Genomic DNA, 21,528 nt, shown 5'->3' with positions numbered 1-21,528 from the left:
GTGACGCCCCCTTCTGTGCAGTGGATCTGTGCTGGTGGCCGTCGGCCCGGCGGCCGGCCACATCCGCCGGGCCGACGGCAGCTCACTCAGTGCGGACCTCGGACGTGCCGGTGTTCTTTCGGGCCAGCTCCCACCGCTGGGTGCCGGTCAGGCCCGCGGCGATGCCCATGCGGTGCCCCTTGGCCACGCCGTCCTCGCGGGCGAGCACGGCCGTCAGGCACTCCTCGCGCACCAGGCACCCGTCGCAGATCGCGATCGCCAGCCCGCGGCTCCGGTCCGAGAACCAGAGATCCGGGTCGTATGCCCGGCAGGCGGACAGCTGCTCCCAGTCCCTGACGGCCGTCATGCCGCCACCGCCTTCACGTCGTCCACCCACGCCAGCGCGATGTCGTCCAGGACCTGACGGGCCCGGGTGACGGCGACGTAGGCGAGGCGGGCCTCCTCGCGGCGGACCGTCACCAGCCCCGTTGACGGGTCCGGTGACGGGGCCCGGAAGTCCGTGTGGATCCGCACGCGCGGCCACTCACGGCCCTTCGCCTTGTGCGCCGTCGACACGACCAACTGGGCCTGGGTCTCGGTGACGAGCTGCTCCGTTGCCGCGATGATGACCGCCGGGCCGTGGTCGTCGACCAGGCGGACGAGGACCCGGAGGTCGGCGCCGTCGGCCTCCTCGTCGGCGTACTGGCGGACCTGGTCCCACGAGGCGAACGCCATCAGCTCCGGGTGGTCGGTCTCGCCGCCGGCCTGGAGCGTGGCGGCCGCCTCGGCGAGCCGCTTCATCTCGGCGCCGCCGCCGACCAGGGCGACCTTGACGCCCCGGGACAGGGCGTCCATGACGACCTCCATCGCGCCGCCGTTCGTGCGGCACAGCACCGCGTCGGGGTCCGGGAGGTGGCCCCGGCGGGATTCGACCTGCTCGAAACCTTTCAGCCGGAGGTCGGTGCCGACGACGTACAGCCAGGCGTTGGCGGCCTCGGCGATGGCGGGGCCGAACCGGAAGGACTGGGACAGCGTGCGCACCTGGGCGCCGGCCGCCTCGAACTTGGCCAGGGCGTCGTTCGCGCCGCGCCACTCGTAGATCTGCTGCGCCGAGTCGCCGACCACGATGCGCTGCGCGTGGTCCTGGCCCTGGATGACGGCGGCCACCACGTCGTTGGTGTCCTGTGCCTCATCGAGGAGGACGACGTCCGCCGCGAGGGTCGGGCCTCCGAGCTGCCACATCTTGAGGTAGTGGTCGTGGGCGAACTTCAGGACGCCGTCCGTCTTGCGCAGATCACGCCAGGCGGCGCGGGCCACGGGCAGCACCAGTTCGGCGATCTGCGCGATGGTTGCGGGCAGCTTCAGGTTGGGCTTGCGCGGGATGTGCCGCGAGTGGATCTCGTCGTCGGCCGAGTAGCACCAGTTCGTGATCGTCTCCAGCGCGTACCGCGTGATCCGCTTCGACGGCATGGCGACGATGTCGCCGAGGTCGCCGGTGATCCGGGGGATGCCGGGGCCGATGATGCTGTCGATGCCGAGGAGCTGGGCGGCCTTGTACGCGGTCTGCCGGGGGCCGGACAGCCGGTGTGCGTACTCCTTGCCGATGGCGCGGAAGGCGAGGCCGTGGGCGGTGGAGCACGAGGCGTTCCCGGGGAAGGACCGCTTCGCGTCGGCCGCGATGCTCTTGTTGTAGGCGACGTAGAGCATGCTGGCGCGCGGGTCGGCCTTCGCGATCATCTTGAGCGTGGAGCTCTTGCCGCATCCGGCGCCGGCCTGGAGGACCAGGTCGGTGCCGTCGCCGTAGGTGGCGATGGCTTCGGCCTGCTCAGGGGTAGGGTCCACCACTGGTGCACCTCCTTTCTGGGGGTGCGGGCCGCCCCTGGACGGGGGAGAGGGGCGGCCCGCGGTCAGTGGTGGATCAGGCGGCGGCGCCGGTGGCACCGGTCGCGTCGGTGATGAGGCCTTCGACCATGGCGGCGAAGTCGGCGGCCGCCGTCTCCCCGCGCTCGCCGTACGCGCCGAGCGTGTCGAGGAGGGTCTTGGCCTCGTCGAGCGTCAGCTCGTTGGCCGACTCGACCTGGCGGCCGATGATCAGCGACGTGGCCTGGAGCCGCTGCTCCCTGTCCTCCTTCGCGCCGAGTCCGACGCGGGTGAACAGGGCATGCATCATCCGCATCTGCGGGGGCGTCACGCGGTCGCCGGCGGGCTGCGCGTTACGCACCGCCGGGGCGGAAGACTCGGCGTCGGAGAGCGAGTGCGCTGACGGACCGGTGTACTCCCCCTCGCCCGCACTCGTCGTGACGCCCGTCGTCGGTGCCTTGACGGCCTGCCCGTACTCGCGGATCACGTCGCCGAGCTTGGCCGGCTGCCCCGTCGTCGGGTGCAGCAGATCGGCGCCCAAGATGCGCCGGTCCTCCGCCCGACGGTGCAGCTGGATCGCCCGCTGGTACGTCAGCCCCTCGGCGACCAGCTCGTCCACGATCACCTGCACCGGGTCCACGCCCTGGCCGAGCTGCTCAAGAATCAGCTCCGCCTCAGCCTCGCCGGGGTGGTGGATGACCATGCCCTCCAGCGGCTGGTAGCGGGTCTTCGTGACGGTGGCGGTGCCCTCCACCATGTCCATCACGACGTCCAGTTCGTACTCCGCGCCTTCGCGCTGCACGGCCTTGGTGCCGACCTTTGTGACCGTCTTGCCCTCGATCACGTAGTCGTTCTTCGTCCGCAGGGTCACGATCAGGTGGCCGCGGAAGTTGAGCATCGCGTCGAGCATGTCCTGCTCGATCGGGTTCGCGTCCTTCCAGGCGCCGAAGGTTCCGGCGCGGGCGTTCGAGCCGGTCTGCTCCACGATGCTCAGCAGGCCGCCGCGCCCGTTCCAGAAGTGCGACCAGGAGTCGACGACGAGGACGGCCAGGCCGGCTTCCTCGGCGGCCCGCACGGCGGCGATGAGGTTGCGGGGGTCGTGGGTGTCCATCGGCATGTGGCCGAAAACGTGACCACCCAGCTCCGGCTTCCCCGGGACGACCGCGTACTTCAGGGCGGACCGGCGCTCGGTGTCGACCAGGCCGATCTGTCCGCCCTGGGCGAGGCCTTCGGCGAGGCGGAGGGCGGTCTTGGTCTTGCCGCAGCCGGCCGGTCCCTGGAGTCCGATCCGGGCGCGGGCCTGCTCGCGGGTCGCGGGCGTGAACGTGAAGGTCATGAGGTGCTCCGGGTGCGCTGGTGGGTCGTGGTCGTGCGGGTGGCGGCGATCTCTCGGACGCGGTTCACGGTGCGGATGGCCGCCCCGTACGCCCGACGCTTCCGCCGGAACTCGGCGTCGGTGTCGGTCTCGGTCCGCCGGAACTGGCCGGACAGCTCCCGCTCCACGGCGGCCGCCAGCTCCTCGCCCGTCTCCTTGCGGAGCTGGGCGAGGAGCGCGGCCGCCTCGGCGGGGCGCAGGGCGCGACCGCTGGTGAGGGCCTGGAAGGCCGTGGTGTACGCGCTCACCGCTCGTCACCGCCCCGAGTGCGCTTGCGCCTGAGGGTGTAGAACCGGCCGTCGGTCGGCCCGTGCTGGTTGAGGTGGCCCCGGCGATGCAGCTCGGCGAGGTCTCGGCGAGCGGTGCTGCGCTTGGTCGGGCCGCCGGTCAGGCGACGCAGGGTCACGATGTCGCTGGCCCGCCACTCCCCGCGGTGCGTGCGGATCGTGTCGAGGAGCTGGGCGAGGCGCTGCTCGCGTGCCGACTCGGGAGTGGCGTCGGCCGCCGGGCGGCTGCTCTTCTCCTGGGTCCTGGCGTAGGCGGTGCACTCATCGGTGAGGCCATGGTCAGAGAGCTGGTGAATGTCGTAGTCGTCCTCGCCGTAGGCGTACGGCTCCCACACACCTTGGAAGTGCCGCCAGCCCAGGGCCGTGCGTTCGCCGTCGTCGGGGCGGGTGGTGATGTGATCGACGCGGAACTTCCAGTCGCTCAGACCGCTGGTCCCGTACGTGTGGCCGGGCTGGTAGAAGTCCGGCTTGGTGACGTCGCGTAGCTCCTGCGGTTTGGTCTGCTGCTCCAGCTCGGCGATGCGGCTGGTGGCCGCCTCGTACTCGCGGTCGTTCGCCGCCTGGTCCGCTCGCAGGCGGGCCAGCTCGGCGGCGGTCTCGGGGGACTGGAGCAGCTGAGCGGACTCCAGCGCCTCGGCGGCCTGGACCGCCATGTCGTACGTCGGGCCGTTGAGCCACGCGGCCTCGATCACCTTCTTCGCCGTCATGACGAGCGGGGAGATCATCGGGAGTCACCGCCGATCAGGTCAGCGACCTCGGACCACCGGTCCGCGACGCCACGCAGCAGGGTGCGCTCCCGCTCCATGGCCTGGGTCTCCTGCTCCCAGAGCCCGGCGTCACGCCATGCCCAGATCTCGTCCTCGATGAGCTGGTCCAGGAGCGTCGGCTCCAGGGCGTCCAGCTCCCAGCTGCTCCGCCCGTGCTCGCGGATGTACGCGGTGGCCCGCGAGTCCGTGAGCTTGGCCGGGTTCGGCGGCGGGCGGTGGGCCTCGACCTGGTCCATGTTCAGGGCGATGCGCTGGACCGTGACGTCGGCGCCGAAGAGCGCCATCCGGTCCTCGATGTCCCGGGTCATGTCGACGCCGGACGGGTCGTGATCGCCGAGGTGGATGATCACCGGCTTCTGCCCGGCCTGCTCGTAGCGGATCATCCGCTGGGACGCGCCCCACAGCTCGGACTGGGAGGTGTATCCCCTGCAGCTGAAGTAGTTGACGTCGTTGCGCTGGCAGACCTGGGAGATCACGCCGACCAAGGCGTCCTTCTCGATCCACACCTCCACGCGGTGGGGCTGGTTCGCCCACCGCTCAGTGCGGTAGCCGTACGCCGCCGACTGGATGACCGACTCCGGGTTGTCCCAGTGGGAGAGGCCGCGGAGGTTCCGGGTGCGGTCGACGATGTAGTCCCAGTCGAGCAGGCCGGCCAGGCGGGCGTCGTTGACGATGCCGCCGAGCCGCTTGTACTCGGTCTGCTTGTTCGCGATGTAGCCCCGCGCGACGAACTGGTAGTACAGCTGGCGCAGGGTGAGGTCGAAGCCCTGGGCGGCGTAGTCGCGGCAGATACTCTCGGCCGTGGCGATCAGGTCGAGGCTCGACTGGCTGAACCGCTTCCCTACGTAGGCGATCCGGGTCATGCCGCCTCACCGTCCTTGCGGGTGACGGGCGTCGCCGTGGTGGTGACGGGCGTCAGCGGGCCGACCTGCTGCACGATGTTGCCGAGCGTGCACCGCTCCGGCCGGCTGTCCATCGACAGCAGCGGCATCCCGTCCTCGCGGCGCTCCCCCTGGAAGAACCAGACGTCGCCGTCCTTGTCGCGCTGCGGCAGCGCCAGGTCGTACACGATGCCGTCGAGGAGGTACGGGCGGGCGGCCACCTCGGTCGCCCGGGCCCGGACCTGCGGGACGTCGTACGCCACGACGGACACCCGGACCCCGTCGCGGTAGCCCTCGGCGCACACGGCGTACGGCAGCGGCCGCTCCGTGGCGGGCGTGATCCCGAAGTAGCGGCGCCACTCCGCCCATTGCGTCTGGTCCGTGATGTGGAGCGCGACCAGAACCCGGTCGCCGTCGGTCTGCACGTGCTTGCCCACCGGGTGGTCGCCGGTGCGGTCGTGGATGCTGGCCGCGACCGCGCGGGCCCGGGCACAGGTCCGGTCCCAGGCGATGGCCTGCTGCTCCAGCTCGGTCAGCTCACGCTCGCTGCTCACGCTGCTGCCCCTTCCTGCTCGGGCTGGGCGATGTCGACGGTGGTGTATGCGTGCACGGCCACGCCGCTGACCCGGGTGAAGAACTCCAGGTAGGTGCGGGAGGCGCCCTTGTTGAGCACGACGTCCTGCGGTGCGACGTGCAGCGCCTCACGCCACGCCTCGACCTCCGGCACGCTGTCGAGCTGGACCATCACCTCGCTGCCCGAGAACACGAGGTACGCGTCGGGCAGCGTCGGCTGGACCTCGGCGAGGCGGGCGAAGATCCCCAGTGCGGGTCCCTGGTAGCCCAGCGATCCCAGCTCGGTGGTCTGCTCGGTCATGCCGCCACCGCCGTCTCGGTCAGTGCCGAACGCATGATCCGCAGCGCCCGGAACTGGAGCGTCTTCACTGCCGGCAGGCCCTTGCCCATTCGCACGGCCGTCTCCGGACCGGACAGCTCGGCGAAGAACCGCAGCCGCACGCACTCCCGCTGCTGCGGGGTGAGCACCGCGAGCGCGGCCGTGACCGTGGCGGCCGCCTCCACAGCGTCCAGACCCCGCATCGCGGAGGCCTCGGCGCTGGGGTCGGTCGACTCGTCGTCGACCTGGTCGACCGGGACCTCCTTCTGCACGCGGTGCAGCTTCAGGTGGTCCAGGTGGATGTTCCGCGCGATCGTCATCAGCCAGGCCACGAAGCTGGAGGCGTTGCGCGGGGTGAACGTGTCGATGCGGCGCAGGGCTCGCAGGAACACGTCCTGCGTGAGGTCCTCCGCCAGGTGCCGGTTGCCGGTCCGGCGGGTGAGGTACCGCAACACATCGGTGCGGTGGGCGTTGTACAGGGCGGCGAAAGCCTCACGGTCTCCCGCGACGGCCCGGGCCACCAGCCCGGCATCGACGCCCGGCGGACTGATCTTGGGGTTAGCCTGTGGTGACACCTGTTCTCCTTGATCTGAGGCGGGTTGTGTGGGGCCGTTCCGGGTCGCGTCCGGGGCGGCCCCTGGTGTGTCAGGCGGCGGTGCTCTGCTTCCGCATCGCGTCGAGCACGGCGTGCGGGTCGAAGCGGCGGGAGCTGCCGACGTAGATCAGGCCGGGCCAGATCTCGCCGCGCTCCCGGGCCTCCTGGATCTGCTTGTCGATCCAGCTCCGGGACTTCCGCAGGAACGTCGACAGCTCGGCCTGGTCCATCAGCCGCGCCGGCAGTTCCGTCGCCGACCGCTCGTCGGTCTGCGTTCTGCGCGTAGATGTAGATTCCGCGAGCGTGAAAACGGGCGTGAGGAAGAGGTCTTCGACCTCCTTGCCGAGTGCTGCGGCGATGAGTTCTGCGGCTCGGTCGCTGCACTCCTCGCGCGCCGTCTTCCCGCCGCCGGCGATGAAGCCGACGAGGGATCGGGACAGACCCTCACCTGCGGGGTCTACGTCCTTCGTCTTGGCGGCGAGGCGCGGGATGTCCAGCCCAGCCGCCTTCATGGCGGCCCGCAGCGGGGCACCTTTGTCCAGTCGTCGCATGGTGAACCTCCGGCGCATGGCCGAATCGGGGCTCCACCGGTCTGGATGACCAGCGGGATCTACAATCTACGTGTAGACGCATATGACGTCAAGGGCAGCAGGCAGGGGCGCGGGCGGGTAGCGGAGGGGCGCACAGGGGTGATGTAGACGCGCCGGGGCAACGTTAAATACAGGTCATCGATCTGCGATCTACTTGCGCATGTAGATGCTCATGCCTGATCCTCTCTACGTGACCAGCCACCAGCAGCACCCCGGCGAGCAAGGCCCCGCCGAGGATCCCGCCCCGCGAGGCGAGGACTTGGCGGCTCTGCTGGACCGCCTCCTGTCCGAGGCGCCAGGCAAGACCCAGAAGGACCTGGCCACCGAGGCCGGCATCTCGTACCCGACGTTGAACGCGTGGATCAATCGCACCCGCGGAACCTCGCGCATCGACCCTGACCGGCTCCGCGACCTGGTCGGCGTCTTCCGCAAGTGGGGCGTGTCCGTCACACCGCGCGAGGTCTTCGCTGCGGCCGGCCGTCCCGTTCCAGGCCCCACCGACGCACAGCGCGAGGAACGGCTGCTCCGGCTCTACCGCCAACTGCCTGAGGACAAGCAGCGCGACGTGATCAAGTACGCCGACGCCCTGTTCAAGGTCAGCCACGTCTCGGCGCAGTAACTAAGGGTTGCCTAAGAAAGGGGTGATTTTCAGGCTTGGTTGAGCGGAAAAACAATCCGCTCCGAATATGCCTAACCCCCTCCACACCCTCTTCACACACAGGTACGATCAGTCACCCGCTGTCCTCCCGTAGCGGATCACACCGTGCCGTCGTGCATCCCTGGGGGGATACCTGTGTGCATTCGCATCACCGTGGTCGACGATCTCCAGACGATCGCCAGCTGGGACCCGGACGAGGTCACCATCCTCGTAGACAGGGGCACCCACCCCCACGACCTGATCAGAGAACTGCACGCGATCCTGACGGTCGACCTCGGCGCGCCCGACACCCCCGGCGCCGGCCTCCGCTGCTTCTGCGGCGAGCCCGTCGAGCTGCCCCTCGCGCTCACCCCGGCCACGGCCGGCGCACCGACTCTCTGATCAGGAGCACTCCCACATGGTGCGCAAGAAGGAGGCCCCGACGTGGGCCAGCAAGAACCCACGCCCGAACCCGTCTCAGCGCTGCGGCTGCCCGCCATGCCTGAAGAAGTATCCGCCGGGGAAGTTCCCCGAGCGGGCGCCAGCCGACGAGCACGCGGGGAGCTGGGAAGCCCGATACACCGACCCCTCCGGGAGGACCCGCAGCAAGACGAAGCCGACCTACACGGCAGCCGTCGCCTTCCTCGAGCAGACCCGCACCGAGATGAGGCAACGCACGTGGATCGACCCGGCCCGCGGCGAGATCACCCTCACCGCCTGGTGGCGCTTGTGGTGGCCGACCCAGACCAAGGGAGAGACCCGGATCGAGCACTGGACCCAGTCGCAGCTCCGCGACGAGGGCATGTGGCGCATCCACATCGCGCCCACGCTGGGCAGCTACAAGCTGTACGAGCTGGCGTGGCTGGAGATCCAGACGTGGGTGAACAGCCTCCACGATGAGAACGGCGGTCCGCTCGCGGCCAGTTCCGTGACGAAGTGCTTCCAGGTCCTGGACCGCATGCTCACCGCGGCCAAGCTGGACCGGCGGATCCCCTTCAACCCGGCCGAGGGTGTGCGGCTGCCGACGGTGAAGAAGAAGCACCCCGAGGACCGGCGGCCGCCGACGTACGCCCAGCTCTGGCTGATCCGGCAGAAGCTCCCCAGCTATTTCCACAGCCTGTTGATCGTTGCGCAGGAGACTGGGCTCCGCTTCCAGGAGCTGGCCGGCCTGCGCTGGTGCAACGTCGACTTCGAGGGCCGGCGCATCCACGTGCGCGAGGTTCTGGTGGAGCCGCGCGGGAAGATCAAGCGGAAGGCGTACCCGAAGTCGGACGCCGGCCTGCGCACGGTCCCGCTCACCGGCCTCGCGGCTCGGGTGCTCCGGGAACTGTGGGCGGAGGAGAGCAAGGACGGCACCCCCAGCCGGGCGGTGTCCGACCTGAAGGACGGACTGTGCGAGGACGAGCTGGTCTTCCATGGGCGGAACAAGGTGCGCCGGGGCAGCCGGCGGAACGGCGGGGAGGGCGAACCGTACCGGGCGCCGCTCCGGCGGTCGGCCTTCCGCCGGGTGTGGACGGACGCGATCGAGAAGGCCGGCGTCGTCCGGAAGACGGTCCGCACGGTGACCGTGCAGACCGTGGACGAGGCGACCGGACGGACCCGGCCGGAGAAGGTGGAGCGCACGGACTGGTGGCCGGACTTCCATGACACCCGGCACGCCTTCGCGTCAAGGCTCCACGACCGCGGTGTCCCGGAGGTGATCACGCAGGAGATCCTCGGGCACGAGCGGGCTGGCGAGGTGACGTGGATCTACACGCACGCGGCGGCGGACTACGCGGGTCAGGTGCTGGCGGCGTTGGAGGACGGGAAGCCGGGCACGGTGCGGAAGCCGGGCCGCCGGCTGCGGGCGGTGGCGGCCGCGTGAGCTACCCCGGGACTACCCCAGAACTACCCCGGGACCGGCGTACGTTGCACAGGGGCGCCGCGAATACGCCGAGGGTAGAAGGCTGTAGACGATGAGCGTTCGTGCAGGTCAGGTGACCTGCGGAGATCACAGACTTTGGCCTGAATCCTGATAAGGATGAGGCCACAGGTTCAAATCCTGTTAGCCCCACCAGTACGAAAGACCCCCAGCCGGATCCGGTTGGGGGTCTTCGGTGTTCGGGGCGCCGCTGGTGGGGCTGCGATGGCGGGCAGGGAAAAACCCGGCCGCTGGCGACGGGGGATGCGCCAGCGGCCGGGCTGTGGCCAAGGCTAACAAGGGTGGGTGTCCAGCGGGTGCCGACTGGTCGGTCGGGTACGGGTGATGTGACGGGGATCACGGGCCTGTGGGGTGGTCAGTGGCCGCACGGTGACTCGTAGTCGAGGCGGGGCAGGTACTCGTGCCACTTCTCCTCGGTCAGCACGCCCCGGGTGGCGGAGCAGATGCGGTCGATGGCGTCGCCCACGTCCAGGCTCCACAGCCGCACGGTGTCCGTGCCGCTGGAGACCCCGAGCATGTGGCGCACGGGACTGAAGGACAGGAAGGTGCCGGCCTTGGTGTTGGGGCTCATCGCCTGGCCGATGGGGGTGGCCCGGGCGGGGTCGGACACACTCCAGAGCCGGACGGTGTTGTCGTTGGCCCCGCTGGCCAGGGTGGCGCCGTCCTGGCTGAACGTCAGTGACACCACCGAGTCGGTGTGCCCGGCGAGCGTGGCCTCGGCCCCGGACGCCCCGGACCGCTTCGTGACGTCCCACAGCCGGACCGTGCCGTCGTCGCTGCCGCTGGCCAGGGTGCGGCCGTCGGGGCTGTAGGAGAGGACGTTGACGGGGCCGAGGTGCCCGCTGCGGGGCGCGCCGAGCAGGGTGGCGTGCGCGGGGTCGGTGACGTCCCACAGACGCACGGCGTCGTCCGCGCCGCCGCTGGCCAGGGTGCGGCCGTCGGGGCTGAAGGCGAGGGTGTTGACGTATCCCGTGTGACCGGTGAGCGGCTTGCCCAGGCGACGGGGGCGGGACGGGTCACCGGTGTCCCACAACTGGACGGTCCGGTCGTCGTGTGCCGTGGCCAGGGTGCGGCCGTCCGGGCCGAACGCGAGGGTGTCGGGGCCCGCGTAGCGGGTGTCCAGGGCCAAGGGCGGTCCGTGGGCCCGGGGCCCGGCCGGGTCGGTGACGTCCCACAACTGCAGTGTGCGGCCCCCGGCGAGCACCGCGAGCGTGTCGCCGTCCGGGGAGAACTCCAGCGACCGTATGTCGCCCTCCCCCGGTCTGAAGGGGGCGCTCAGCGACACGGGCCGGGCGGGGTCCGCCACGTTCCACAGCCGGACCCTGCCGTCGCGGGCCGCGGTGGCCAGGACGCGCCCGTCCGGGCTGAAGGCGCCGATCCGGCCGATCATGTCCGACGTCGGCAGCGACCACAGGCGGACCTTGCTGTCGCCGCTGCCGGTGGCGAGGGTGCGGCCGTCGGGGCTGAAGCCCAGGGCGTACATCTCGCCGCTGCCCCCGGCGAGGGGCACGCCGACCTGGGAGGGGTAGGCCGGGTCGCTGACGTTCCACAGGCTCGCCGTGCTGTCCGCGCTGCTCGCCGCGAGCATGGCGCCGTCGGGGCTGAAGGCGACCGCCCAGACGGGGCCGCTGTGGCCGGTGAGGGGTGCGCCGGCCGGTTCGGCGCGGGCCGGGTCGGTGACGTTCCAGAGGCGGACGGTGTCGTCCGCGCTGCCGCTGGCCAGGGTGCGGCCGTCGGGGCTGAAGGCCACGGAGTGCACGAGGCCGCCGTGGCCGGTGAGCGGTGCGCCGACCGGTTCGGCCCGCGCGGGGGCGGTGACGTCCCACAGCCTGACCTTGTCGTCGTCGCCGCCGGCGGCGAGGGTGTGGCCGTCGGGGCTGAAGGCCACCGAGCGCACCGCCGCGGTGGGGCCGGTCAGGGTGCCCAGCGCCTCGGGGGCGCGCGGGTCGGCCACGTTCCACAGGCGTACGGCGTGGTCGTCGTGGGCGCTGGCCAGGGTGCGGCCGTCCGGGCTGAAGGCGAGCAGGTAGACGGTGCCGCCGCGGCCGGGCAGCGGGGCGCCGAGCGGACGGGGACGGCTGGGTCGGCGTACGTCCCACAGCCGGATCGTGCCGTCGTCCGAGGCGCTGGCCAGGGTGCGGCCGTCCGGGCTGAAGACCGCGGTGCTCACCCAACTGGTGTGCCCGGTGAGGGGCTTGCCGAGCTGCTTGGGACGGGCGGGGTCCGAGACGTCCCAGAGCCGGACGGTGCGGTCGTAGCTGGCCGTCGCCAAGGTCCGTCCGTCCGGGCTGAACGAAGTCAGGTATACGGCGCCGGTGTGGCCGTGGAGCGGGGTGGCCAGGGGCGCGTTCACGATCGAGATCAGCCGGTTCATGACGCCCTCGTCGTCCGGGCGCAGGCGGTGTGCCGCCAGGTCGAGCTGCGCCGACAGCGAGGGGTCGGTGTCCTGGACCCGGTCCGCCTCGGCGACCACCTGCTCGAAGACGGCGTCGTTGCGCTGCTGCCAGGCGAGCACCGCCGAGCCGACGGCCACCAGGGCCAGGACGACCACCACCGAGACGGCGGTACGGCTGATCATGACGGTGCGCCTGCGCAGCCTGACCGCGGCGGCCAGGAACTCCACCGCGCTGCGGGTCAGCAGGGTGTCGCCGGCCGACTTCGCCCAGCTACTGGCCTGCGCCAGCCGCGAGCCCCGGTAGAGCAGCGCGGAGTCGCGGTCCGACTCCTCCCAGGCCAGGCCGTCCTCCTCCAGCCGCTGGCGCAGCAGGTTCCCGGCGCGGTCCTCGTCGATCCAGTTGCGCAGCCGGGGCCAGGCGTGCAGCAGCGCCTCGTGGGTGATCTCCACGGTGTCCGCGTCGAGCGTCACCAGCCGGGCCCGCACCAGCGCCTCGAGGGACTCCTCGGTCTTGCCCGGGTCGCCCGACTCCTCGGCCAGCCGGCGTCGCGTACTGCGCCTGCGGGTGGCCTGGGAGTCCTCGCTCAGCCGGACCAGCCTGAGCAGCAGCAGCCGCGCGGCGGTGCGGGCCGCAGGGTCCAGGCCGGACCAGGCCCGCTCGGCGGTCGCGGCCACCGCGCCCTGGATGCCGCCGGCAGCGCGGTAGCCGGCCAGCGTCAGCCGGCCGGCCTTGCGGCGCTGCCAGGTGGCGAGCAGGGCGTGGGACAGGAGCGGGAGCACGCCCGCGTCGTGTGCCCCGCGCGGGCCGTCGGTGCTCACCTCGCGGATGATCAGCTCGGCGAGTCCGGGTTCGAGTTCCATGCCGACGGCCCGCGCGGGCGCGGTCACCGCCTCGCGCAGTTCCGCGGTGGTCAGCGGCCCGAGCACCATGTGCCGGTGCTGGAGGGCGTCGGCCAGTTCCGGGTACCGCAGGCACTGGTCGTAGAAGTCGGCGCGGACGCCCAGCGTCACCTGTACCGGCGCCGGGTCGCCGTCGGCGCCGGGCACGCAGGCGGCCTGGAGCAGCCGGATGAACACGCGCCGGTCCGTCTCGTCGGCGCAGAGCGTGAAGAGTTCCTCGAACTGGTCCACGATGACGACCGGAGGAGCGGGGGGCGGGGGTTCGGGGGCCGCCGGGCCGGTGCGCGCGGTCCGGGGGGACTGGACGGCCCTGGGGTCCCGGAGATCCCAGGGGCCCTGGAGGCCCTGGAAGCCCTGGAAGCCCTGGAGGTCCTTGGCACCGGACGTGCGGCCCCGTTCGCCCGTCCCCTCCGGCTCCGGACCGCCCGTCCCCTCCGGACCGTCCCGCTCCTCCGCGCACGCCGCCCATGCCGCCCACGCCGAGAAGGCCGCCCCGGTGGCGTCGTCGGAACCCGGGGGCACCGCGCCCCCGGCCCCGGAGGCGTCCGGCTCCACGGCGGCCGTCCCCTGCGCGACCGCTTCGCGCACGGCGCCGACGACGGGCGTGAGCTGCGGCACCAGGCGGGTCAGCTCCCCCACCGGGTCGGCCCCCGGAACGAGCTGGAGCACCCGCCGGGGCGGCGACCCGGCCCCGGCTCCGGCCCCGGCGTCCGGTGCGCCGGCGCGCAGGGCGGGCACCAGCCCGGCGTTCAGCAGCGAGGATTTCCCGGCCCCCGAGGCGCCCACGAGCATGACCAGACCGCCCGTGTCCCGCGCGGTGCGGAGCTGGGCGACGAGGGCCCGTGTGCTCTGTTCCCGCCCGAAGAACCAGCCGGCGTCCTGCGGGCGGTAGGCGGCCAGTCCCCGGTACGGGCAGACCCCGCCGGGCGTCGCCGCGGCCTCGGCGGCGGGCCGTTCCTCGGCCGCGGGCTGCCCGGGCCGCTCCCCGCCCGGGTCGGCCATCGCCCGCTCCCACAGGCGCTGCCACTGGGCCAGGTCGTACAGACCGGCGGAGACCGGTACCGGACGGGCGCGCCGCGCCTGCGGTATGAGGACGTGCAGGACGGCCGCGAGAGCCGTGAACTGGGCGGGCACGTTCTTGGCGCGCCGCCAGTCGCTGATCCGCTGGGCAGAGACGCGTACGGGCCGGCCCCGTTCGTCGACCCGCTGGAGTCGGACGACGGCCTCGGACACGCGCTTGAGGGGAGGATTGCCGGCCTCCCTGTACAGCAGAGCGAGGCGTTCCGCGAAGGCCGTGCGTGCCCCTGAGTCGAAACTCAAGGCCTCCACTCCTAACTTCCCCCGCACCTGGACGTCCGGACCGGAAAACTCACTCTATACGGCTGACCTGCGGCTACAGCGGTTCCGCGGTTCCGGTGCCTCCTCGGGGGCGACCTCGGGTGGCAGGATCGCGTCGCAGTGGCGAGGCGGCTCCGCGGCACCCGGACAGGTCAGCGGCCCGGGGCTCGGAGGGACTCGCCACGAGGCCGCACGTTCTCGGTCAGCTTTCGGCGGTCCGTCGCTTCCGGAGTCCCGCCGTCCGGCTGCCGCACGCGAATCGTCGCCGGCATGGTTTGGCACCGGTCCCCACGAGGGGAGGGACCGGAGCCAAACCATGCCGACGCGTATTCCCCCGCCCCCCGGCGACAACCGTCAGCCTCACGGCCGGTCCTCGCGGCCGGTCCCCGAGGTCAGTCCTCGCCGTCGTTCTCCGCGGTCATCCCTCGTCGTCGCTCGCCGGCGGCCGGCGGGCGGGACGCCGGGCGGACGGGACCAGCAGATCCCGCTCGGGATGCTTCTCGCCGGTGACGCGGCCCCGGATGCCGAGATCGGCCCTGGCGTCCTCGTGGAAGGCGTTGATGGCGCGGAACGCCGCCCGGTGCCGCTCCCGCCACTCCTCCAGGGTGCCCTCGACCCGGCCGGTGGCCTGCCAGTCGATCTCGGCGAGCAGTACGTTGAGCTCGTGCCCGGACTCGATGGCGTCGTCCCCGCCGAGGAGCATGACCCGCTCGAAGGCCGCTCCCCAGCGGCGGCCCGCTTCCGCCAGGTCGTCGCGCAGGTCCTCCTCGCCGCGGTGGCTCTCGCGCAGCCCCTCCCGCATCTCGTACAGCGGCACGGCGGCGGCGATCCGCATCTTGGCGGCGTCGACGTACTCCCCATAGGCGTCGACCTTCTTGTCGTCCCACCGCGTCAGCAACTGGTGGCGGTTCCTGCTCCGCTCCATCAGGTGGTTCGTGACGTGGGTGGTCAGCGCGCCGAGCAGCACGGCAGCGATCGTCACCAGTTGCTCGCCGGTCCCCAAACCGCCCCCCAGTCACGACTCGGCACCTGGTGCGCCGTGCCCCCGTGCCCCGTGCCTGCGCTCGACGGGACTGCCGGACGATCTTATGAGCGCCGGGCCGGACCGGCCAACAGGCAGGAGGACAAGGCGGGTTCGCTGTGCCGATCCGTGGGAAGGCAGCACGTGAAGGGTTCGCCACCGACCGCCGCTGGAGGACGCGTGAGGATCTCCCTCGACCCCGAGCAGTGCTACGGCTCCGGCGACTGCGTTCACCGGGCCCCATCCGTCTTCACCCAGGTCGACGGTCTGGGCGCCGTCATACCCGGCCGGGAACACGCCGTCGACGCCCCGCGGGTGCGCGAGGCGGCCGAGGGATGCCCGTCCGCCGCGATCACGATCACTCGTACGGAACCGGAAGAGGCCAGGAGCTGAGCGGCCGGGCCGGTCCGGGGGCCGCTGCGACCGAGGTGCTGGTCGGCCTCGCCGTCCGGTACGTGCGGCACGGCCCCGGCACCCTCGGGAAGGCGCTCCTCGCCGAACGGCGGCTCGACGCGCACCTGCGCGAGCATCCCCGCCGGGCCGTCGTCGTGACGCGCTCGGGCGGCCGGTTCGCGGTGGACACCCAGGACCTCATCCAGCGGTACCTGTATCTGTTCGGCGCCTGGGAACCGCACCTGACGCACTGGCTGCGACGACGGCTGGGTCCCGGGGACGGCTTCGTCGACGTCGGGGCGAACATCGGCTTCTTCAGCGTCCTGGCGGCCCGGCTCGTCGGTGACCGGGGCCGGGTCGTCGCGATCGAGGCGTCCCCCGACCTCCACCGCCGCCTGGTGCACAATGTCCGGCTCAACGGCCTCGGCAACGTCCGCGCCCTCAACGCCGCCGTGTCGGACCGCGCCGGGAAGCTGACCTTCACACTCGCCAGCTCCCGGAACACCGGCGCGAACAGCATCGTGCCGTACGACGGTCCGGCGGAGTCCCGTTTCGAGACGGAGGCCCGACCCCTGCCGGAACTCCTCGGCGCGGCGGAGATCGCGACCGCCCGCGTGATCAAGATCGACGTCGAGGGCGCCGAGGGAGGCGTCGTGCGCGGTCTCGCGCCGGTGCTGGGCACGCTGCGGCCCGACGCGGAGATCACGGTCGAGGTGGCTCCCGAGCGCATGGCCCGGCTGGGCGACCGGGCCGACGAGCTGATGGAAGTGATGCGGGAGGCCGGATTCCATGCCTACCGGCTGGCCAACGACTACGCGCCGGGCAGCTATCCCGGGGCACTGCGCGGCGCGGCGCGGACGGCGCCGGTCCGCTGGCGCGGGCCGGTCACCGGGGAGAGCGACCTGGTCTTCTCCCGGGTCGACGCGGAGCGGCTGCCCTGAACGGCCCGTACGACGGTCTGTACGGTTCGTACGACGGTCTGAACGGCCCGTGCAACGGTGTGATGGCGACTGCCCTGACCCCCGCTCCCGCTACCGTGTGCCCTCCGGAAGCCGCCACCCGAAGGCGGCCAGCGCGCGTGCCCTGGCCTCCACCACCGCCATCCGGGCAGCGTGTTCGGCGGGTTCCGCATGAGCGGCCTGGCCGGTCTCCTGCCCCTCCCACTTGCGGTAGAGAAGACCCACCTCCTGCGTGAACCACCCCCGGCTCACGGCGTTGAGCGCCAGCAGCAGGCCGGTGTCCTCGGAGGCGGGCAGGGCCATCCAGCCGCCCAGCGCGAGCAGCAGGTCACGCCGCACCAGGAGGGTCGCCGGGTGGACCTGGGCACGGAAGCCGTTCGCCTTCCAGAAGCCGAGGACCTCCCCGCGCTCGACGGGCCCGTGCACCGGGTCGCCGGGGAAGCCGGCCGTCGAACCGTCCGGCAGGAGGTCCAGGACACGCGAGGTCGCCCAGCCGACCGACGGGTCGGCCTCCAGAGCGGCCAGGTCGCGCGCCAGGGCGCCCGGGGTGAGCCGGTCGTCGGCGTCCAGGACCTTCACGTACGCGCCGTCCGCGTGGGCCAGGGCCAGGGTGCGCGCCACCCCGGGTCCGCCCTGCCGGCCGGGGCGCCCCTGGTGGAAGACGACCCGCGGGTCGTCGGGCACGTACGGCCGGACGTCCTCGGTCCGGCCGTCCTCCTGGATCACCCAGCGCCACTCCCAGCCGTCGGGCAGCTCCTGGGCGCACAGCGAGGCGTGGGCCTCGGGCAGGAAGGGCGCGGAGGGGCCGTGGACGGCCGTGACGACGGTGACGCGCCGGTTCACGGCGGCACTCACCACCTTTCCAGACGGGTCGTGAAGAGCAGTTCGGTGCGGTCGCCGGGCAGCGTGACGTCGGAGACGTCCACCACCCGGCCCCCGGTGTCGTACGAGGTCTTGCGCAACAGGATCACCGAGGTGCCCGGCGGCAGGTCCAGGGCCGCGGCTTCCTCAGGGGACGGAGGGCGGGCGGTGAAACGCTCCTCCACGCGGTCCACCTCGATGCCCACGGTGTGGAGCTGGTGCTGGGTGCCGCCCGGCCAGGGTTCCCTGGTCTCGTCCAGGAGGTCGGGGTTGGCCGCGATCATGTCGCGGACGAGGTAGGACGTGACCAGGCTGAAGGGGGCGGGCTCGACCGAGTGCCGGGTCCGGAAGTCCCGTTGGAGGAGCTTGGTGCCCTCGGGGACGCCGAAGACCTCGGCCAGTTCCCCGGACGCCTCCCGTTCGCGGTACTCCGCGTGGAAGACGAGATCGTCGGCGCGCAGGCCGGTGTCGCGCTCCGTGGCGCCGGTCTCGGCCCGCGTGGCGAGAGGCCGCCGGGCCCGGTCCTTCTCCCACTGGTGCCGGCGGTTGTCCCGCACCGCCGGGATGCGGGGGCGCCGGACGAAGGTGCCGCGTCCGTGCCGCCTGTCGATCAGGCCCTCGTCGCTCAGCAGCCGGAGCGCGTTCTGCACGGTGGGCACGCTGCGCCGGTAGTGGTGGGCGAGGTCCGCCTCCGAGGGCAGCCGCTCGCCGGGCCCGCGTTCGCCCGCGCGGATCGAGCGGCGGAGGTCGTCAGCGATCACTTCGTACGCCTTGGGCACGGTCCGCAGGCTACAACTCCTCAAGAGGACTTGAGGAGTCGGGTCCCGTCGGCCGTGGGAGAGGGGTCTGCCGTACGAGGGTGTGCCCTACGAGAGGGGTCTGAGGGTCCGGGGGCCTGCCGGCGGAGCCGCCGCTCTGCGTACACACGGCGGCGGCCCGGCTGCTCGGTCGAGCCGCCGGGCCGTTCTCGCGTGTGGAGCGGTACGCAGATCGCCGTTGCGTCGGGGTCGGGGTGGTGCGGTCCGCTCAGCGCTGGAGCGGGATGGTGTGCTGGGCCGGAGGCTCGGCGGCGGTGTCGCCGCACGGGAGGCCGATGGCGGCGGTGGCGGGGGCGGGGGCGGAGGTGCCGGCGAGCGGGTGGTGCCGGCAACTGGGGGCCGCGCCGTGCGCCTCGGCACGGATGCGCTGCTTCATCGTGGGAGGCAGGGAACCGGTCCGGGGCCAGGTCCGGTGGGCGGTGGCCGCGGGTGCCGCCTCGGGGGAGGCGCTCTCGCTCTCGCTGTTGCTGTGCGTGCCGGTCTGCGGCGTGGCCGCGGCGGCCGTCGTCGTGATGAGTCCGAGCGCCGTGCACAGCGCGAGGAAGGCGGTGACGATGCTGGTCCACAGCGTCAGGACCTTGTTCCGGGCCATGGCCCCTCACTTTCGGGTTGGGCGATTTGCGTACTTTCCTCATGATGTGTATGAGCGTCGCGAAGTGGTGGACCTACGTCCGTGGCGCGTCGATGTTCAGATGAACACCACCCGAATAGCCGCAAGGCGGTGGAAAAGGTGCGCAGACGGGAGGGAGGCGGGCAAAAGTCACCGCATGTGAGGGCGTGATCACCCTCCGGTCAGAACGGCTTCGTCCGCTTCTAAAGGGCTCCGGCACCGGGCAGTTGACCGCCGACGCAGGTCACCGATCGGTATCGACCGGTGTGTATAGTCGGGCGCCAGAGGTCCCCTACGTCAAGGAAAGACGAGGTCGCGCGGTGAAGAAGCTTCTCCTGGTCGCACTGGCCGCCATCGGCGGGCTCCTCGTGTACCGCCAGATCCAGGCGGATCGCGCCGAGCAGGATCTGTGGACGGAGGCGACTGACTCCGTGCCCACGGGTTCGTGAGTACGACCGACATCCGGTCCTGAGCAGACCCCGGCCGTGAAACGGTCGGGGTTTTGTGTTGCCCTCAGGGGGCAGGTCCGGTCGGGGCGGGCGGTGACGGGGCGACTGAGCCGGTGGACGCGAGGGGTGGCGGGTCATGGGACGGTGGTGTACGGCTCGGCGGCGTGCCGGAACGGGGCGGTCGCGGGCGAGGGGGTCCGCACTGCCGACGGCGTTCACACGGACGGCCGTGGTGGCCGCCGTTCTGGCCACGACCGCGGCCCTGCCGGGCGCCACGGTGCTCGCGGCCGGTCCGGCCGTACCGGCCGGTGCCGCCCGTGCGGCCGGGGCGGCCGGGGCGTCCGCCGGGTACGGCTTCGCCGACGGCGTCCTGCCGGTCGCGGGCGCGAGTGACACCGAGGGCGCCGAAACGCTGGCGGCGGGCTCCGCCTACCGAAGTTCCCTGCCGAGGGAGGGCACCCGCTACTACCGCCTCGACCTCGACGCCGCCTCCGACGCCTACGTCTCCGTGACCGCCGTACCCGGCGCCGGCGAAGAGGTCACCGCGGTCGACGGCATCCGGGTCTCCGTGCGGGACGCCGACGGCGGCTCCTGCTCCGTGCACAGCGCGACGTTCGGCGCCGCCCGCAGTCCCCGTCCGGTCACCGCCTGGGGCGTGCGCGAGGTCGGCCCCGGCGGCAACCGGTGCCAGGGCCCCGGCACCTACTACGTCGGTGTCGAGCGGACCAGGCCGCAGGACTCCCCGCCGGACGACTGGGACCTGGAACTCACCGTGGCCACCGAACCCGGCCTGCGGCGGACCGGGACGACGAAGGCGCCCGAGACCTGGGACTCCGCCTCGCCCGAACCCCTCGGCGGCGAGCCGGAACGCCGGGCGGGCGGCAGCGGGTTCGCCCACGCCACCCTCCTCGGGCAGGGCGTCTGGCGCGACGACATCCGGCCCGGCCAGACCCTCTATTACAGGGTGCCCGTCGACTGGGGCCATCAGGTGTACGCCACCGCCGAACTCGCCGGTTCCGCGGACGCCTCCGGCTATGCCACCGGTGCCCTGCGCCTGGCCCTGCACAACCCCGTGCGCGGCGAGGTCGCCGACGCGGCCAAGGGCTACACCGGACGCCGGACCACCGTCGGCCTCGCTCCCCTGCCGCCGGTGGCGTACGCCAACCGGTACGCCACCGCGGGGCGGGTCGCCGCGCTGCGGTTCGCCGGGGACTACTACGTCGTCGTCCACCTCGCGGCCCAGGCCGCCGACGACTTCGGCCAGGGCCCGTTCGGACTCACGCTGCGCCTGCGCCTCGGGGGAGCGGCGCGGAGCGGGCCCGAGTACGCGGGGGAGTCCCGTCCCAAGGGCCTCTTCGAGGTCTCCGCACGGGACCGCATCGCCGCCCCCGGTGGCGGGAGCGGGGCCGCGGGCGACGACACGGCCATGAAAGCGGTCGCCGTCGGCGGCATCGGCACCGGCAGCCTGCTGCTCCTGGTCCTGGCCGTGTGGACCGCGGCCGCCCGGCGCCGGACCTGACCCGGCCTTGACCGGACCTGGCCCGGCCCCCTGGAACGCCGGGGTCAGACGCGGGCCAGCGCCCAGAAACCCACGGCGTAGCAGGCCAGCGCGAGCAGCAGCAGGGGCAACGCCACCCTCGCCGGGGGGCCGGATCGGCGCCGTCGCCGTGCCCCGCGGTGCTGGGCGGGCGGCGCCGTCCGGGGGTTCGGGGCGGTGTACGCGGCGGTGGGAAGGTCCGCGGGCTGCTGCGGCGACGGCACGAGGGCCTGGGCGGGGAGCGGCGGCACGTGGGGCGCGCGGTGTTCGGTGTACGGGGGGTGCCGCGGGGCGTCCCCGGCGGTGGCCGGGGCCGGGTGCGGAGGCGGCAGGTGGAAACTCCCGGTCTCCGACATGGCTCCGGTCGGCTCGGCTCCGGTCGGCTCGGCTCCGGGAGCCGTCGGCGGCAGGCCTCCGGCTGGTGCGGGGTGGGCGGGACCGGGGGGCGGAGGGGGCGCGGGGG

At 72.5% G+C, this 21,528-nt stretch carries 22 protein-coding genes and 1 pseudogene; 7 read left to right on the top strand and 16 right to left on the bottom strand.

Translation table 11 applies throughout. The features are described 5' to 3' along the window. Positions 1-82: 82 nt before the first annotated feature. From IG88_RS0114050 to IG88_RS43765, 10 genes are all read right to left on the bottom strand, one after another. Positions 83-346, bottom strand: a complete 264-nt coding sequence (locus IG88_RS0114050; RefSeq protein ID WP_031039800.1) for a WhiB family transcriptional regulator — start codon at positions 344-346, stop codon at positions 83-85. Beyond that, complete coding sequence (locus IG88_RS0114045; RefSeq protein ID WP_031039787.1) at positions 343-1,821, bottom strand: UvrD-helicase domain-containing protein; 1,479 nt, start codon at positions 1,819-1,821, stop codon at positions 343-345. Before IG88_RS0114045 ends, IG88_RS0114050 begins: the two co-directional genes overlap by 4 nt. A 76-nt stretch (positions 1,822-1,897) precedes the next feature. After that, on the bottom strand, positions 1,898-3,175 hold the full coding sequence (locus tag IG88_RS0114040) for an AAA family ATPase (RefSeq protein WP_051851900.1): 1,278 nt from the start codon (positions 3,173-3,175) through the stop codon (positions 1,898-1,900). Continuing rightward, the gene (locus tag IG88_RS0114035) at positions 3,172-3,462 is read right to left on the bottom strand and encodes a hypothetical protein (protein WP_031039783.1); all 291 of its coding nucleotides are present in this window, start codon (positions 3,460-3,462) and stop codon (positions 3,172-3,174) included. The genes IG88_RS0114040 and IG88_RS0114035 overlap by 4 nt, the downstream gene beginning before the upstream one ends. Continuing rightward, entirely contained in the window at positions 3,459-4,226 is a 768-nt protein-coding gene (locus IG88_RS0114030; protein WP_031039781.1) for a hypothetical protein, read from the bottom strand. The genes IG88_RS0114035 and IG88_RS0114030 overlap by 4 nt, the downstream gene beginning before the upstream one ends. Continuing rightward, positions 4,223-5,131: a hypothetical protein gene (locus IG88_RS0114025; RefSeq protein ID WP_031039777.1), complete on the bottom strand. Its 909-nt coding sequence runs from the start codon at positions 5,129-5,131 to the stop codon at positions 4,223-4,225. The genes IG88_RS0114030 and IG88_RS0114025 overlap by 4 nt, the downstream gene beginning before the upstream one ends. Then, on the bottom strand, positions 5,128-5,703 hold the full coding sequence (locus tag IG88_RS0114020) for a BN159_2729 family protein (RefSeq protein ID WP_051851899.1): 576 nt from the start codon (positions 5,701-5,703) through the stop codon (positions 5,128-5,130). Before IG88_RS0114020 ends, IG88_RS0114025 begins: the two co-directional genes overlap by 4 nt. Further along, positions 5,700-6,023 (bottom strand): hypothetical protein, encoded by a 324-nt coding sequence (locus tag IG88_RS0114015; RefSeq protein WP_031039771.1) that lies wholly within the window; start codon positions 6,021-6,023, stop codon positions 5,700-5,702. Before IG88_RS0114015 ends, IG88_RS0114020 begins: the two co-directional genes overlap by 4 nt. Further along, positions 6,020-6,616 carry an RNA polymerase sigma factor gene (locus IG88_RS0114010; RefSeq protein ID WP_051851898.1) on the bottom strand — a complete coding sequence of 199 codons (597 nt, stop codon included), beginning with the start codon at positions 6,614-6,616 and terminating at the stop codon, positions 6,020-6,022. The genes IG88_RS0114015 and IG88_RS0114010 overlap by 4 nt, the downstream gene beginning before the upstream one ends. 70 nt (positions 6,617-6,686) lie before the next feature. Further along, positions 6,687-7,187, bottom strand: coding sequence for a hypothetical protein (locus tag IG88_RS43765; protein WP_199807451.1), 501 nt, complete (start codon positions 7,185-7,187; stop codon positions 6,687-6,689). A gap of 211 nt (positions 7,188-7,398) precedes the next feature. Here IG88_RS43765 and IG88_RS0114000 point away from each other — a divergent pair, with 211 nt between their 5' ends. The 3 genes from IG88_RS0114000 to IG88_RS0113990 all read left to right on the top strand — a co-directional run bounded on the left by IG88_RS0114000 (position 7,399) and on the right by IG88_RS0113990 (position 9,727). Continuing rightward, positions 7,399-7,845, top strand: a complete 447-nt coding sequence (locus IG88_RS0114000; RefSeq protein ID WP_234332142.1) for a helix-turn-helix domain-containing protein — start codon at positions 7,399-7,401, stop codon at positions 7,843-7,845. Positions 7,846-8,019: 174 nt separating this feature from the next. Continuing rightward, entirely contained in the window at positions 8,020-8,265 is a 246-nt protein-coding gene (locus tag IG88_RS0113995) for a hypothetical protein (protein ID WP_031039761.1), read from the top strand. Positions 8,266-8,281: 16 nt separating this feature from the next. Continuing rightward, a complete protein-coding gene (locus IG88_RS0113990; RefSeq protein ID WP_051851897.1) occupies positions 8,282-9,727 on the top strand; it encodes a tyrosine-type recombinase/integrase in 1,446 nt (481 codons plus the stop codon). Positions 9,728-10,139: 412 nt separating this feature from the next. Here the strand turns inward: IG88_RS0113990 and IG88_RS0113985 are convergent, their stop codons facing one another. Further along, the gene (locus IG88_RS0113985) at positions 10,140-14,408 is read right to left on the bottom strand and encodes an NACHT and WD repeat domain-containing protein (RefSeq protein WP_031039756.1); all 4,269 of its coding nucleotides are present in this window, start codon (positions 14,406-14,408) and stop codon (positions 10,140-10,142) included. 427 nt (positions 14,409-14,835) lie between these two features. Next, entirely contained in the window at positions 14,836-15,399 is a 564-nt protein-coding gene (locus IG88_RS0113980; protein ID WP_037835907.1) for a hypothetical protein, read from the bottom strand. A gap of 219 nt (positions 15,400-15,618) precedes the next feature. Here IG88_RS0113980 and IG88_RS0113975 point away from each other — a divergent pair, with 219 nt between their 5' ends. Beyond that, positions 15,619-15,831: a ferredoxin gene (locus IG88_RS0113975; protein ID WP_031039752.1), complete on the top strand. Its 213-nt coding sequence runs from the start codon at positions 15,619-15,621 to the stop codon at positions 15,829-15,831. 62 nt (positions 15,832-15,893) lie between these two features. Beyond that, positions 15,894-16,772, top strand: a complete 879-nt coding sequence (locus tag IG88_RS0113970; protein WP_037835906.1) for an FkbM family methyltransferase — start codon at positions 15,894-15,896, stop codon at positions 16,770-16,772. 90 nt (positions 16,773-16,862) lie between these two features. Here the strand turns inward: IG88_RS0113970 and IG88_RS0113965 are convergent, their stop codons facing one another. The 3 genes from IG88_RS0113965 to IG88_RS0113955 all read right to left on the bottom strand — a co-directional run bounded on the left by IG88_RS0113965 (position 16,863) and on the right by IG88_RS0113955 (position 19,061). Further along, a complete protein-coding gene (locus IG88_RS0113965; RefSeq protein ID WP_037835885.1) occupies positions 16,863-17,645 on the bottom strand; it encodes a glycosyltransferase family 2 protein in 783 nt (260 codons plus the stop codon). After that, entirely contained in the window at positions 17,642-18,430 is a 789-nt protein-coding gene (locus IG88_RS0113960; protein WP_031039745.1) for a GntR family transcriptional regulator, read from the bottom strand. The genes IG88_RS0113965 and IG88_RS0113960 overlap by 4 nt, the downstream gene beginning before the upstream one ends. A gap of 247 nt (positions 18,431-18,677) precedes the next feature. After that, on the bottom strand, positions 18,678-19,061 hold the full coding sequence (locus tag IG88_RS0113955; protein WP_031039742.1) for a DUF6344 domain-containing protein: 384 nt from the start codon (positions 19,059-19,061) through the stop codon (positions 18,678-18,680). A 338-nt stretch (positions 19,062-19,399) separates the two neighbouring features. Here IG88_RS0113955 and IG88_RS44265 point away from each other — a divergent pair, with 338 nt between their 5' ends. Both IG88_RS44265 and IG88_RS0113945 read left to right on the top strand, forming a co-directional pair. Then, on the top strand, positions 19,400-19,528 hold the full coding sequence (locus IG88_RS44265; protein WP_003999697.1) for a DLW-39 family protein: 129 nt from the start codon (positions 19,400-19,402) through the stop codon (positions 19,526-19,528). Positions 19,529-19,664: 136 nt separating this feature from the next. Then, the gene (locus tag IG88_RS0113945; RefSeq protein WP_031039740.1) at positions 19,665-21,047 is read left to right on the top strand and encodes a hypothetical protein; all 1,383 of its coding nucleotides are present in this window, start codon (positions 19,665-19,667) and stop codon (positions 21,045-21,047) included. Positions 21,048-21,091: 44 nt separating this feature from the next. On the opposite strand, the pseudogene IG88_RS0113940 reads toward IG88_RS0113945, so the two are convergent. Then, positions 21,092-21,528: pseudogene (locus tag IG88_RS0113940) on the bottom strand (serine/threonine protein kinase); the annotation flags it as partial.

The organism is Streptomyces sp. NRRL F-5650, assembly GCF_000721365.1.
GTDB lineage: Bacteria > Actinomycetota > Actinomycetes > Streptomycetales > Streptomycetaceae > Streptomyces > Streptomyces ardesiacus.
This window is presented reverse-complemented; position numbering and strand designations above follow the sequence as displayed.

Bases quoted from the DNA above. Each gene is read 5' to 3' on its own strand.
- IG88_RS0114050 (WP_031039800.1), bottom strand. From the start codon at position 346: ATGACGGCCGTCAGGGACTGGGAGCAGCTGTCCGCCTGCCGGGCATAC.
- IG88_RS0114040 (WP_051851900.1), bottom strand. From the start codon at position 3,175: ATGACCTTCACGTTCACGCCCGCGACCCGCGAGCAGGCCCGCGCCCGG.
- IG88_RS0114030 (WP_031039781.1), bottom strand. From the start codon at position 4,226: ATGATCTCCCCGCTCGTCATGACGGCGAAGAAGGTGATCGAGGCCGCG.
- IG88_RS0114025 (WP_031039777.1), bottom strand. From the start codon at position 5,131: ATGACCCGGATCGCCTACGTAGGGAAGCGGTTCAGCCAGTCGAGCCTC.
- IG88_RS0114015 (WP_031039771.1), bottom strand. From the start codon at position 6,023: ATGACCGAGCAGACCACCGAGCTGGGATCGCTGGGCTACCAGGGACCC.
- IG88_RS43765 (WP_199807451.1), bottom strand. From the start codon at position 7,187: ATGCGACGACTGGACAAAGGTGCCCCGCTGCGGGCCGCCATGAAGGCG.
- IG88_RS0114000 (WP_234332142.1), top strand. From the start codon at position 7,399: ATGCCTGATCCTCTCTACGTGACCAGCCACCAGCAGCACCCCGGCGAG.
- IG88_RS0113990 (WP_051851897.1), top strand. From the start codon at position 8,282: ATGGTGCGCAAGAAGGAGGCCCCGACGTGGGCCAGCAAGAACCCACGC.
- IG88_RS0113955 (WP_031039742.1), bottom strand. From the start codon at position 19,061: ATGGCCCGGAACAAGGTCCTGACGCTGTGGACCAGCATCGTCACCGCC.
- IG88_RS0113945 (WP_031039740.1), top strand. From the start codon at position 19,665: ATGGGACGGTGGTGTACGGCTCGGCGGCGTGCCGGAACGGGGCGGTCG.